General features: G+C 50.8%; 10 protein-coding genes. 2 read left to right on the forward strand and 8 right to left on the reverse strand.

All coding sequences use genetic code 11. The features are described from left to right. Positions 1-2,484: GH116 family glycosyl hydrolase (locus VN105_RS01135; protein ID WP_325637081.1), on the forward strand; the 2,484-nt coding region annotated here is incomplete at its 5' end. Between the two features lie 10 nt (positions 2,485-2,494). After that, on the forward strand, positions 2,495-3,577 hold the full coding sequence (locus VN105_RS01140) for a hypothetical protein (RefSeq protein WP_325637083.1): 1,083 nt from the start codon (positions 2,495-2,497) through the stop codon (positions 3,575-3,577). Here VN105_RS01140 and fucP read toward each other — a convergent pair. From fucP to VN105_RS01180, 8 genes are all read right to left on the reverse strand, one after another. Beyond that, positions 3,555-4,844 carry an L-fucose:H+ symporter permease gene (gene fucP, locus VN105_RS01145; protein ID WP_325637085.1) on the reverse strand — a complete coding sequence of 430 codons (1,290 nt, stop codon included), beginning with the start codon at positions 4,842-4,844 and terminating at the stop codon, positions 3,555-3,557. The two genes, VN105_RS01140 and fucP, sit on opposite strands and share 23 nt — an antisense overlap. A 15-nt stretch (positions 4,845-4,859) precedes the next feature. Further along, positions 4,860-5,720, reverse strand: a complete 861-nt coding sequence (locus VN105_RS01150) for a fumarylacetoacetate hydrolase family protein (protein ID WP_325637087.1) — start codon at positions 5,718-5,720, stop codon at positions 4,860-4,862. Between the two features lie 6 nt (positions 5,721-5,726). Beyond that, positions 5,727-6,959: a DUF6786 family protein gene (locus VN105_RS01155; RefSeq protein ID WP_325637089.1), complete on the reverse strand. Its 1,233-nt coding sequence runs from the start codon at positions 6,957-6,959 to the stop codon at positions 5,727-5,729. Between the two features lie 31 nt (positions 6,960-6,990). Next, on the reverse strand, positions 6,991-8,625 hold the full coding sequence (locus VN105_RS01160) for an altronate dehydratase family protein (RefSeq protein ID WP_325637091.1): 1,635 nt from the start codon (positions 8,623-8,625) through the stop codon (positions 6,991-6,993). Between the two features lie 21 nt (positions 8,626-8,646). After that, positions 8,647-9,429 carry an SDR family oxidoreductase gene (locus tag VN105_RS01165; RefSeq protein ID WP_325637093.1) on the reverse strand — a complete coding sequence of 261 codons (783 nt, stop codon included), beginning with the start codon at positions 9,427-9,429 and terminating at the stop codon, positions 8,647-8,649. A 9-nt stretch (positions 9,430-9,438) separates the two neighbouring features. Then, positions 9,439-11,001, reverse strand: coding sequence for an aldehyde dehydrogenase (NADP(+)) (locus tag VN105_RS01170; protein WP_325637095.1), 1,563 nt, complete (start codon positions 10,999-11,001; stop codon positions 9,439-9,441). Between the two features lie 10 nt (positions 11,002-11,011). Beyond that, on the reverse strand, positions 11,012-12,151 hold the full coding sequence (locus VN105_RS01175) for a glycoside hydrolase family 172 protein (RefSeq protein WP_422653308.1): 1,140 nt from the start codon (positions 12,149-12,151) through the stop codon (positions 11,012-11,014). 108 nt (positions 12,152-12,259) lie between these two features. Next, positions 12,260-13,279: a LacI family DNA-binding transcriptional regulator gene (locus tag VN105_RS01180; protein ID WP_325637099.1), complete on the reverse strand. Its 1,020-nt coding sequence runs from the start codon at positions 13,277-13,279 to the stop codon at positions 12,260-12,262. Positions 13,280-13,548: the final 269 nt, after the last annotated feature.

The raw sequence follows: 13,548 nt of genomic DNA on the forward strand, positions 1-13,548 counted from the left end.
AAAGAAAAAGATACAGCTGTACCGGCCCCGGAAGAAAAAAAGGCCGGGGATCGTCATTTTAATGAATCTTATAATGGTAAATATAATAACCGTATAGCCTTTCCCGTTGGAGGGATAGGTGCGGGCATGTTCTGCCTGGAAGGAACGGGCGCCATCTCGCATATGTCGGTGCACCACAACCCTGAAATGTTTTACGAACCCGCTATGTTTGCAGCTATCAGTATCAAAGGTATCCCCAACGGGGCAAAGGTGCTGGAAGGAAGCGTACCCGACTGGAAAAAATTCGGGCAGCGGGATGCAGGACTGGGCGGTACCGGCGGCGCTACCTGGGGCTTACCACGCTTTAATGAAGCGGTATTTAATGCGCGTTTTCCATTTGCGGATATCCGTCTCCGTGATAAAACGCTGCCGTTGCAGGTGGATATAAAAGGCTGGAGCCCTTTTACGCCGGGCGACGAAGACCATGCCAGTATGCCCTTTGGGGGGCTGGAATACCAGTTTACAAATACCGGCGCCAAACCGGAAGAGTATATCTTCTCTTACCATGCCCGCAATTTTATGCGGCAGGGAGATAAGGGAAATGGGATAACTGCCATGCCACAGGGATTTGTTTTGTCGCAGGATGCCTTACCGGATGCGCCAGAGAAGAGAGGGCAATTCGCCATCTTTACTGCGGAGCCATCTACCATTGTGGATCACTGCTGGTTCCGCGGCGCCTGGTTTGATCCTTTAACCATGGCATGGAATACCGTGAAAGCAGGAGAAACCCGCAGTACGGCGCCGGTAGAAAAAGATGCGCCCGGAGGATCGTTGTATGTACCTTTCCATTTACAGCCAGGTGAAAAGAAAGTGATCCGTTTGATGATGACCTGGTATGTGCCGGATTCAAAATTACATATCGGCGACAGCCCTGGCGGCGCTGTTCCGGCTACAGGCAAATATTATAAACCCTGGTACAGCAACAGGTTTAAAGATGTTTCAGAAGCAGCGGCTTACTGGTCCGGGCATTATGAGGAGCTGCAGCGGAAAACATCTCTCTTCACCAATACCTTTTATAAAAGCACCCTGCCGCCGGAAGTGCTGGAGGCAGTGGCGGCGAATCTTACTATCCTGAAATCAGCTACGGTGATGCGGCAATATGATGGCCGCTTCTGGTGCTGGGAAGGCTCGGGCGACAGCTGGGGCAGCTGTCATGGCACCTGTACACATGTGTGGAATTATGCACAGGCAGTACCTCACCTGTTTCCTGCACTGGAAAGAAGTTTACGGCATACAGAATTTCATGAGAACCAGAATGCCGAAGGACACCAGGGCTTCCGGGCCAATATGCCCATATCGCCGCTGGTGCATAATTTCCATTCAGCTGCCGACGGGCAATTGGGAGGGATTATGAAAATGTACCGCGACTGGCGTATCAGCGGAGATAACGATTGGTTGAAGCAAATGTTCCCGCTGGTGAAAGTGAGCATGGATTATTGTATCCGTACCTGGGATCCGAAAGGAAAAGGAATTGTGGAAGAACCACATCACAACACCTATGATATTGAGTTCTGGGGGCCTACAGGCATGTGTACCAGCTTTTACCTGGGGGCGCTTACCGCATTTATGGAAATGGGGACTTCGCTCGGCGAAGACATAAGCGCATACAAAACGTTGTATACGAAAGGAAAGCAATACCTGGAAACAGCATTGTATAACGGTGAATATTTTATCCAGCAAATAAAGTGGACCGGCCTCCAGGCGCCGGATCCGGTTAAAGCGCAGTCGTTCAGCACGCAATACTCACCTGAAGCGCTGGCGCTGCTGAAAAAAGAAGGACCCAAATACCAGTATGGCGCCGGATGCCTTTCTGATGGCGTACTTGGTTCCTGGATTGCGCGGGTATGTGGTTTACCGGAACCCGTTGATATTGCAAAAACAAAAAGCCACTTACTGGCGGTGCATAAATACAACCTGAAAAAGGACCTGCAGGAACATGAAAACCCTCAACGCTCCACTTACGCATTAGGGCATGAAGGCGGATTGCTGCTTTGTTCCTGGCCCAAAGGCGGTATGTTGTCGCTCCCGTTTGTGTACAGCAACGAAGTATGGACCGGTATCGAATACCAGGTGGCTTCCCACCTGATGTTCCAGGGTGAGGTAGAGAAAGGACTGGATATTGTACGCACCTGCCGGCAGCGATATGACGGCACCGTAAGGAACCCGTTTAACGAGTACGAATGCGGACACTGGTACGCCCGTGCCATGTCGAGCTACGGATTACTGCAGGGGCTTACCGGCGTGCGGTACGATGCGGTTGATAAAACTATTCATATCGATTCAAAGATCGGCGATTTCAGTACCTTCCTGGCTACAGATAAAGGCTTTGGTACCGTGAGCTGGAAGAAAGGCGTTCCTTCCTTAACAGTGGCTTATGGTACTATTCCGGCTATACACGCCGTAGTAAGTGGGAAAACAGTTCCATTGCAAAGGGCTGCCGTTTAAATAAAAACAAATGAAGTTTTATTGTAGCCTTATTTTTAGTGTAATCGTTACCGTTAGTACAACTGCTGCACAGTCGCCGGAAGCAGCTCCCCAATGGATCCGGCCGGATCATGCAGCAGACCCTCCGGTGTGGGGCATACACAACGGCATTGTGGTTGGCCTGTGGCCGGCGGCTATTGAAGGCGCCCGCCGGGGTAACGATGGCGGCCCCAGGGGATTGCTCCGCATCGGCTACGAATGGAAAGGCATCATTTACCATCTTAACTATATTGCAATAGAACCGGTGGTGAATGGCAAAATGGAGTTCAGTGAAATATCGCCCTCGCGGGTAGACGGGAAATGGGGAAAGTTAATGTGGACCGGTGAAACCAGTGAACCCGGCCGGTTCTCCGCCACTGCTGGTACACGGGGGGTGCTTTCCCACCCTGATCCCCAACACCCGGAATACACAACGCTCAGCCTGTATATTTTCATAGAACCATTTGAAAACGGCGCCCGGCCCTATCTCCGTTTAAGCATCAGCAGTAACCGCCCGGATGAATTATGCATAGAAACGTTCGATCTGCCCGGAGGCGCGCCCATGGACCGTTGCGGCATCACAGCTACGATGGGTAACTATGCGCGGCTGAGGAAACTTTATCTCAAAGATAAAACCGTATATGCGAAAACGTTATACGCAGGGTTTGAAGGCGCCGGCTTTGTAGAAAAAGCGCCATATCCCATGAAACAGATGCTGCGTAATAAAAGCGGCGATTTCCTGGTGATGGCGCAACCCGATGAATCATTGAAGGAACTGGCGGCATGGCCGGAAGATGAGCAGCATGCGGCGCGCTGGGGCTGGCGGTATCGCCCTTTTTATGTGCTTACCCAGTACTGGCGGAAAGAAGCCCACGAAGCCGACAGCTCGCTGCAGGTAAGAGTAAACGGGCGGGCAAAGTATTGGAGCGGCGGAAGCACTGATCCCAAGGCATACATCAATATACCCGGCGGTCCATCTTTCGAAAACTTTGAATTACGGGAAAGATATAACGCCGGGCAGAAAGTATATTTTGGTCTTACCCGTAAACCTGTTACGGCACTGCTCGCAGAGTAACAGGAGCCGCACGTTTTAACGCATAGTAACCTACTACCGCAAAACAAACCAGCGGCACCGTATATGCCAGTTGCACGTTGCTGTAAAAGCTTACTGCGCCCAACACAAGCGGTATTAATGCCCCACCTACTATAGACATTACCAGGAACGCCGATCCTGATTTTGTTTCGTTACCAAGATCGCGGATAGCCAGTGAAAATATAGTCGGGAACATGATAGACATAAAAAATTCCACTCCCAGCAAACAATAAACACCCGCTCTACCGCCAACGGCTACACTGTAACATAGCAATACAACGCAGGCTACACTATACAGGAACAGCAGTTGTTGCGGCGCTATTTTGCGCATGAGCCATGTGCCCGCATAGCGGCCGGTCATAAAGCAAAGCAGCAGCAGGCCCAGGTAAGTAGTAGCTTCCTTCTCCTTCATATAACCACTGTAACCGGCATAACGGATAAAGAAACTGGAAATACATACCTGCGCGCCTACATATGCGAATTGCGCTATCACACCCCAACGAAAATGAACATGTCTGAATACACGAAGATTGATCATCTGTCCATCGCTGTGCTCTTCCTGTATTTTTGGGAATGACACTATCCTGAACAGCAACGCTGTAAGTAATAACACACCTGCAATTACAAGATAAGGCAGCTGGACAGAACGCGCTTCTGTGAGCAGGTATTGGTTCAGCGTTTCGGGCGACATACTGTTACTCTCCGCTACCGATAACTCTTTCCCGGAAAGGATCACTTTGCTCAGGAAAAACGCCGCTACAAAGGCGCCCAGCCCGTTGAATGCCTGCGCAAAGTTGAGCCGCTGCACGGCTGTTTCCGGTGTGCCCATAATAGTGATATAGGGATTGGCAGCAGTTTCCAGGAAGGTCATACCAGCAGCCACAAGAAACAATGCAAAGAGGAAAAGCCCGAAAGAACGTAGTTCCGCAGCGGGGAAGAATAGTACAGCGCCTGCGGCAGCAATGAGCAACCCGGTGATGATGCCGGTTTTATAACTCCATTTGCGCATCACCCAGGCCGCCGGCAAAGCAAAGAAGAAATAGCTGATCCAGTAGGCAGCGTCAATGAAAGCCGACTGGAAATCATTCAGCTGACAGGCTTTACGCAGGTGCGGAATGAGTACGGGTATCAGGTTGCCGGTGAGCGCCCATAAAAAGAACAGGCTGATGATCAGGATGGAAGCGGTTTTCAGCTGCCGGGTAGCAGAAGATACCGGCGCTTCCTGTTTAGCGGCTACAGTAGGATTCATAAAGATATTTTTTAGTTACAGGCGATAGGTCTGTACATTATTTGTTAACTGGCCTATATGATCAATGCTGATCTCTACACGGTCATTGTCCTGCAGGGTGAAGCTGTTGTCGGGTACCAGGCAGGTGCCGGTCATCAGGAAACAGCCCTCAGGGAATGCACAGCCACGGTATAGAAAATCTACCAGCTCCTGGTGGCTCCGTTTCATCTGGCTGATAGGCACACTGTCTGAGTACTGTACTTCATTATCCCGGTAAATAGACATGCGGATAACAGTATCTGCGGGAATAGGCACATCAGGTACCATCAGGCAGGGACCAAGGCCGGCGCATTTTTCGTATACTTTTGCCTGCGGCAGATACAATGGGTTTTCCCCTTCTATGCTGCGGGAACTCATGTCGTTGCCTACTGTATAGCCTTCAATAGTTCCTTTTCCGGAGATGAACAAAGTGAGTTCCGGCTCCGGCACATCCCAGGAGGAATCTGCCCGGATATACACTGTTTGCCCATGACCGGATACACGGTGCGGCGTAGCTTTGAAGAATAATTCCGGGCGTTCGGCTACATACACTTTATCATAAAAAGTAGCGCCGCCGGAAACTTCAGATTCTTCCATGCGGGCAGTGCGGCTCCGGTAATAGGTGACGCCTGCAGCCCACACTTCCTGCGAACCGATGGGTGGCAACAGGGAGGTAGCGAGAATTTTTTCTGCTGCTGCTGTTTCAATAGGCTCCAGTCCTTTGAGGTCTTCCAGTACACGTTGATGCAATCCTTCCCTGTTCACAAAATCGTTCCACCCGGCAATAATGGTGTAATATTTTTCCTGGTAAGCAATGAGTAAAGTGGTAGTGGTTTTATAAATACGGATGATATTCATTGGAGCTTATTTGTTGGTAAGAAAATGTTGTACGTCTTCCAGTGGCAGCTGCCAAAGCTGCATAGCCAGGACCTGCAATGCTTTGCGGTCGCCTTCGAAATGCAGGGTGGTTTGCCGGTAACGGAGCGATTCTCCTGCCTTCAGTGCACGCGCATCGGAAGAGGACTCTACTTCGTAAAACGGACCCATTTGTGTGCCATCGGCGAGTGGACCGTCGTTGTAGCAGTTCACCGCATCACCTTTAAAGGGTTCTTTCTGCTGTTCCCATTTGGAATTTACATAGCGCCCTTGTGGTGCTACCTCGTAAAGCAAAACCGTGAGTGTATTGTTTTCAAGGTCAATACTGCCTGCGCCTCTTTTGGCTACAAGCGGGGAGAGGCCCAGCTTACCGCGCGATTTGCCGTCGGCGCGGAACAGCAACAGGCTGTCTTTCAGTTGAAGATTTTGTGGTGGGATCTTTCCAAAATAATCATCTGTAATATGTTTGGTAGCATCGGGGCCTGATCTGAAAGGCGCTACAATAGCGGTTTGATCGGAGGGTTTAAACATGCCCAGCAACCATATGCTGAGTAGCCCGTTTTCTTCCTGCCAGGCACTGTCGCCCTTATTGGTGATGGTGTTATCTGTTTCATAGGCCACGCTGTGAATCCCTTCGGGAAGCGGGAAACCAATGCCTGAAACAATATCCGCATTGTTCAGCAGCCGGATGGTTCTGTTGATCTGCAATTGAAAGGTGCTGCCTTTATAGTTTTGAATGCTGCCTTGCTGCTGGTAGCTGATACTGTTTTCTGATTGGGCAGTTACCGTATAATGTGCGGTATCGATCAGGCCGGGTGTTTGCCAGTTGGCAAAATCAAAAGGTTTTCCCGGGGGAAAGAAAAGGGCATATTGCCCGCCTTCGGGCCCCAGCCAGAAACGTTCTTCACCGCCGAATGCATTGATATGCGGCGCAAATTGCTGCGATGCCACGAGGTCGTAGTTGATCCAGCCAAAGCTTTTGCCTTTATCACCGCCGGTGGTGCTGGTCATTACGCGCGCCTGGTAGTCGCCGGTAACCACCACCCGGCCGCTGTCGCTGTCATTTTTTAATACTACTACATTCTTCAGGTGCTGCTGTAAAAAAGCTACATCTTCACCGAAATTTTCAGGCTTCATATTTTTTTGTTCTTTCGTTGGTCCGGCGCCGTTACAGGCAAAAAGTCCTGCAGCAATACAACCGGAGAGAAGGATATTTTTCATAACGATGGCATTTTAGCGTGATAGAAACAAACTATAGTGATACCCCTCTTTTCCAGGGAATGAAGTCATCCTGCTTTAGTACCTGTGCTTTGGTCTGGTAGTCGCCGCTGGCAGTAGCTATCACCAGTTCCATAATACGGTTGGCGACTTCCTCCATGGTTTCTTCCCCGTTGATAATAGTGCCGGTATCAAGATCAATGATATCATGCATTTTGGCAGCAAGGGTACTGTTGGTAGATAGTTTAACGACCGGTGTAACCGGGTTGCCGGTGGGCGTACCAAGACCGGTGGTAAACAACACCAGGTTAGCGCCGGCGCCTACTTCCGCGGTGGTGGATTCCACATCGCTGCCGGGAGTGCACAGCAGGGCAAGACCGGGACGTTGCACCCATCCGGGGTAGTCTATTACATCTGTTACAGGGGAGGAACCGCCTTTTTTGGCTGCCCCGGCCGATTTGATGGCATCGGTGATCAGACCGTCGCGGATATTGCCGGCGGAGGGGTTGGAGTCGAAGCCCGATCCCACGGCTTCCGCCCTGGAGGCATAGTCGCGCATCAGTTGTACATATCGTGCAGCCATGTCCGTAGTTACGCAACGGTCGCTCAGTTCCTGTTCCACGCCGCATAGTTCCGGAAATTCTGATAGTATTACGGAGCCGCCAAGTGCTACCAGTATATCAGCCACTTTGCCAACAGCAGGATTGGCAGAGATGCCCGAGAAGCCATCAGAGCCGCCGCATTCCATACCAATGCATAATTTGCTGAGCGGAGCCGGTTGCCGTTGCCATTGATTCGCGTATGCCAACCCTTCAAATGTTTGCTGAAGGGCTTTGGTCATCAGTGTTTTCTCTGAACCTTCCTGTTGCTGTTCCAGGTAGATCACTGTTCTGTCGAAGCCCGGTGATCTTTTTTCAATTTCTTCCCTGAGGATACTGATCTGTGCATTCTGGCATCCCAGGCTTAACACGGTAGCGCCGGCCACATTGGGATGTGTGATATAACCAGCCAGTAAACCGCAAAGCGTGCGGGCATCGTCTTTAGTGCCGCCGCAGCCCATGGTATGTGTGAGCAGCTTGATCCCGTCAATGTTTGGAAAGGTGCGTACAGGAAGTGTAAGTGTAGCAGCGGGTTCATGAGAGGTGTTGCCCTGCCTGAAATCCTGCAGCAGTTGTTGCAGCATGGCTTCATATGGTGATGGTTCCCGGTAGCCCAGTTCCTTTACCAGCATTTCATGCAGCAGCTGCACATTGCGGTTTTCGCAGAACACCAACGGAATAATCACCCAGTAGTTACCGGTGCCTACACGGCCGTCTTTCCGGTGATAGCCCTTAAAGGTGCGGTTTTCCCAGGGAGATGTATCCGGCGGCGTCCATTCAGCATGCCGTTCCCCGCTCACGCTGAACTGCCCGGAAGCATGGCGTATATTTTTGGTGGTGATGAGTTCCCCGGCAGGGATATCTTCATTGGCCAGTCCTACCAATACGCCGTACATAATAACGGGGCCATCTTTATGAATGAGGGTCACGGCTATTTTGTGCTTGGCGGCAATATCACGTATAGCCGTTACTGTTTGTTGCCCATTACTCACTGCGGTACCGGCGGCAATATTTTGCAGCGCTACCCAAACGTTATCTCCCGGATGGATCTGTAAGATGCTTTGTTTCATTGTTGCTTGAATAAAATGAGTTTACACCAGGGCCCTGTCCAGATGCACATAGCCACCATCTACATGAATAAGTTGCCCGGTAGTATGACTTGATTTCTCCGACAGGAGGAAGGCGGCCATCTGGGCAATTTCTTCGGGGGTGGTCATGCGTTTTTCCAATGGAATACGTTCCACGATGCTGGCCAGTTTTGCTTCCTTATCGGCGAAGGTGTTGATCCAGCTTTCGTATAAAGGGGTCCATGATTCCGCTACCACAATGGCGTTTACACGGATACTGAAAGGGAGCAGTTCCACCGCCCATTCCCGGGTAAGCGCATTGCGTCCTCCGTTGGCTGCCGCGTAGGCGGAAGTATTACCCTGCCCGGTTTCCGCAGTTTTGGAGGTGATATTTACAATAGCTCCTTTGGATGTTTTAAGGTAGGGAAGTGCATGATGCGCTACCAGGTAGTAGTGTACCAGGTTACGATGCAGCGATTGCATAAATGCCTCGTAGCTTCCTTTTTCCAGTCCAACGCCATCATTGATACCGGCATTGTTCACCAGGCCGTCTATACGTCCCAATTCGGCCGCTATAGTTGCCACGGCTTTTTCACATGCCTGCGGATCGGTGAGCTCGGCCACCACCTGTGCGCCTTTGCCACCGGCTTGCTGTATCTGCTCCAGGTGCCGGCGGTTATCCGCTTCGCTCCGGCCTATGATAACGGGAATGGCGCCTTCCTGTGCCAGTACGGCGCTGATGGCGGCGCCAATGCCTTTGGCGCCGCCGGTTACGATGATGATCTTATCTTTTAAACCCAGGTCCATACGTAATATTTAGAGAGCGTTTTTTGAAATATCGCCATTCACCTGCCGCCATATCTTCATTGGATTTTCATCCTGTAATTCCGGTGGCAACAGGTAGGAGGGGAAGTCCTGGTAACATACGGGGCGGCAGAAGCGGTAAATGGCGGCAGTGCCTACGGAGGTGCCGGCAGCCGGGGTAGTGGCTGGCCAGGGGCCGCCGTGTACCATAGCATGACTAACGGCTACGCCTGTAGGAAAACCATTGATAATGATCCTGCCGGCTTTTTCCCGGAGTATATCAATCAAAGCGGCGTGCTCTTTCAGTTCTTCTTCTGTGCCATGGATAGTGGCAGTAAGCTGTCCTTCCAGGCGCTGCGCCACGGTATATATTTCTTCTATGCTGCCTGCATGGATATGCAGGGAAGAAGGGCCAAATACTTCATGACAGAGAGCGGGATTTTCCAGCGCCTGCGCGGCGGTTACCTGTAGCAGGCTGGGAGTGGCCTGTTGCGCTGCCGCGCCGGCTTCTCCCAGTATTTGTACGCCCTGTGCACGCAATGCGGCAATGCCGTTATGATAGGCTTCCAGGATACCGGGCGTGAGCATGTAGCCGTTAGGCAGCGTACTGATGCCCTGGCGGAGCGCATCTATAAAAGCATCGGTAGGGTTGCCAGCCGCGGTGATGAATAACCCCGGGTTGGTACAAAACTGCCCGGTGCCCAGGGTAACAGACTGAAGAAACTGGGTAGCCAATGCAGCCCCCTTCTCCCGTAAAATACCCGGAAGAAAGAACACCGGGTTTACGCTGCCCATTTCAGCATATACGGGAATAGGAACTGGCCGGCGTGTAGCCGTTTCATATAGTGCCTTTCCGCCTTTAAAGGAGCCGGTAAAAGCGATAGCCGATACCAGCGGATGCGCAGCCAGGTATTGCCCCGTTTCATGGGAGGTGCCGTGTACCAGGGAAAATACGCCATCGGGCACACCGGTGCGTAACACTGCTTTACGTATAGCCGTAGCAGTTAAGTGCGAGGTATGCGGATGTGCAGGATGTGCTTTGAACACAACGGTGCAGCCGGCTGCCAGTGCGGCGGCAGTATCTCCACCCGCTACAGAAAATGCCAGTGGAAAATTACTGGCGCCGAAAATACCGGTAACGCCTATAGGTATCTGCATCTGCCGCAGGTCGGGGGCTGGTGTGGTGATCCGTGCATTTACCCATGATCCTTCTGCGATAGTGGCTGCAAACAACCGGAGCTGCCCGGTAGTGCGGTCCCTTTCTCCCTGTAACCTTGGCAGTGGCAACCCGCTTTCTGCGGAGGCGGTATCGATCAGCTCATCTCCCAGGGAAACTATTTCTTCTGCAATAGCGAGCAGAAAATCTGCTCTTTGCTGCGGCGTCGTTTTTTTGTAAACGGTAAAAGCCTGTGCGGCTAAGTGTAAAGCCGAATCAATTTCGCCGGTAGTGGCTTCCCTGAACTCCTGCGGCAGCCATTGCTGCTGCAGGGGAGCGAATGCCCGGAAGGTATGGTCGCCTTCACCGGAGAAATTATTGCCTATCATTTGTAATCCTGTCAACGATGTTCTGTTCATATTTTTACGATTAATTTACTTCCAGGTCGTTCATGGCCGGCAGTTTCGGGAATGGTGCATGTGGCTCGCGCTGGTACCAGTATACTACGCTGCTGATATCAGACTGTTGCGGAAGATAGCGCCCGCCGCTGCGCCATCCGAGGTCCTGTATGGTGATCTTCAGTTCTTTTTCAAAACGTATGGGGTCCATGATGTGCCAGCGGTACAGGCCAAAGCGTTGCTGCGATTTGTACAACCCGTCCGGCCGTATTACCTGCGCCAGCCCGGAATACGGCGTGCAAAATTCCTGGTAGCGTCCTTTGTTGTCGAAGTTATAGGAGCCGCAGAAATAATCTTCCGTACCGGTACCGCAAATGGTAGGATATTGTTTATCGCCGTCCATAAAGAATTTTATTTCTCCTTCACCCCACCAGCCGTTGTTGTTAACGCCCCAGGCGATGTAGGTGCCCACGTACTGGCCTTTTCCTTTTACGCCGTCTATCATGGTAAAACTGGCGTCTTTTACGGGATTGTTGCGGCGGAACTGTGCATGGAAGTAGCCTGCATCTTCAGGCACATTGGTGAGGGTATAATCTACCTGGTAGTACAGTGTCATCTTTTCCGTGTTGATATTTTCCATGGTGATGCGGCATTTCTTACGGAAGGGCATTGCCCAGTAGCAGTTAAATGCGCTGCCCGGATTTACGCATACCGGCAGTGAGTTGAGCGGTGCATATTCACCCCAGCCCATACCGAAGAAATCGCCCACCGGCACTTCCACGGATGGAGTGGTTTCATCGTCCCAGTAAAAACGGATAATGGAATAGCGCCAGTTGCCGGTGGGTGTCATCCATATATGCTGGATGGCGCCGGGGCCGGTTATTTCCGCGAGTGTAACGGTTTTCCCTGCCTCAATATGAATATAGGGATTTACTTTCCAGCCCTGGCCCAGTTCCCTGGCAGCGCCGCGGGCATTACCCTGTTCCAGTGTAGCCATGCCGCCTTTACCCGGCTCGCCGCTGAAGTTTTCCGGGCTGATGGAACGGGTTTTTGCATCAGATAAACGGTACAGATTTCCCATGTTCATCTCCAGGCCGTTAAAGGGTTGCTGGGCGCTGGCGGTGGTCCATGTAAAGAGCGCAAACAAAGAAAGGCGCAATAGTTTTTTCATCATACGTGAATATTAAAAGATTAGGTTTACGGGTTTTGCTGAATATTGCTTTATCGTTTAAGCAAAATAATATGTTTTAAAGGATCATTTTCATACGTGCTTTAAATATCACCTGCTCCCGCAGGATTTCCTCACTATCAGCGTGGTATCGATACAAATAGCCGAAGTGGCGGAAGTATCATCTGCAATCTGCTCCAGCAACACACGAACTGCCGCTTTTCCTATTTCAAGGATGGGCTGTCTTACAAATGTTACAGGTGCATAAAACAGGTCCAGCGCTTCTCCTTCATCAAATGTGATCACTGCCAGTTCCTCCGGTATGCGTATGCCAAGTGTGTTTATATATTTAAGTCCCTCTATGGCCAGGCTGTTGGTGGCAAAAAAAATGGCGTCTGCCGGCTGTTTTCCTTTCAGCAGCTGGTCAATGGCCAGCTGTATATCTTCTTTCAGATGCGAGTACCTCGCTTTCTTCAGCAAACTGTTGGGCGCCTTTATATCATGCTGCTGTAACGCATCCTGGTAACCGCCAATTCTTTCGCTGATATGATGCAGGGTAGTTTTATACGCTACCATACCAATACGTTTCCTGCCGGCCTTAATAAGATGCGATACTGCACCCGCCGCGGATTCCCGGTTGTTAACGGCTATATAGCTGGCAGCAATACCGGGAAAAAAACGGTCGATCAGTACAAACGGGATCTTTTGTTCCTTTAACTGCTGCAGCTGTTGCTCCGATCCCTCGGTAGGCGTGATGATCAATCCGTCTACCTGCCGGTTTACCAGCACATTGATCAGGTCCTGCGACTTATCCACGTTTTCATCGGAGCTGCCAAAGATCACGTTATAATTATGCTTTTTGGCTTCGTCTTCAATTGTACGCGCAATATTGGCGAAGAAAGGATTGGAAATATCCGCTACGATCAGGCCAATAGTAAAAGACCTGCCGCTTTTCAGGCTGCGGGCAATATGATTGGGCTGGTAATTCAGCTTCCGCGCAATTTCACGGATCTTCTTCGCCATGCCTTCCCCGATACGGGCTTTCTTATCCTTGTTGGTCAGCACATAAGATACCAGCGCAGTGGATACACCTGCTTCGGCGGCGATATCTTTCAGCGAGACTTTCTTCATCTTTTAAAAATATGCTTAAACGTTTAAGTTTGCAAGTTTTTTGGAAGAAATTTTTTCAGACGGGAAAGAAGAAGGCCGGAAAAGATCGTGGTGTCCCCCGCATATTCAAAGGAAATACGGACATTTGTCCGGGTAACGCAATAAGACATTGTCAATGAGCGCATATTTATTTACCTCCGCACGCCTGGGATTCAGGTACTGGGAAAATGAAGACACACTTCCTTTTTGTGAAATGTGCCGCGACCCAAAAGTAATGGAGTTTTTTTCAG

This window comes from Chitinophaga sp. (assembly GCF_035564935.1).
Taxonomy (GTDB): domain Bacteria; phylum Bacteroidota; class Bacteroidia; order Chitinophagales; family Chitinophagaceae; genus Chitinophaga.

What these genes read in the sequence shown, in the direction of transcription:
- VN105_RS01150 (WP_325637087.1), bottom strand. Translation starts at nt 5,720, where the DNA reads ATGAATATCATCCGTATTTATAAAACCACTACCACTTTACTCATTGCT.
- VN105_RS01160 (WP_325637091.1), bottom strand. Translation starts at nt 8,625, where the DNA reads ATGAAACAAAGCATCTTACAGATCCATCCGGGAGATAACGTTTGGGTA.
- VN105_RS01175 (WP_422653308.1), bottom strand. Translation starts at nt 12,151, where the DNA reads ATGAAAAAACTATTGCGCCTTTCTTTGTTTGCGCTCTTTACATGGACC.
- VN105_RS01180 (WP_325637099.1), bottom strand. Translation starts at nt 13,279, where the DNA reads ATGAAGAAAGTCTCGCTGAAAGATATCGCCGCCGAAGCAGGTGTATCC.
- fucP (WP_325637085.1), bottom strand. Translation starts at nt 4,844, where the DNA reads ATGAATCCTACTGTAGCCGCTAAACAGGAAGCGCCGGTATCTTCTGCT.
- VN105_RS01140 (WP_325637083.1), top strand. Translation starts at nt 2,495, where the DNA reads ATGAAGTTTTATTGTAGCCTTATTTTTAGTGTAATCGTTACCGTTAGT.
- VN105_RS01165 (WP_325637093.1), bottom strand. Translation starts at nt 9,429, where the DNA reads ATGGACCTGGGTTTAAAAGATAAGATCATCATCGTAACCGGCGGCGCC.
- VN105_RS01170 (WP_325637095.1), bottom strand. Translation starts at nt 11,001, where the DNA reads ATGAACAGAACATCGTTGACAGGATTACAAATGATAGGCAATAATTTC.
- VN105_RS01155 (WP_325637089.1), bottom strand. Translation starts at nt 6,959, where the DNA reads ATGAAAAATATCCTTCTCTCCGGTTGTATTGCTGCAGGACTTTTTGCC.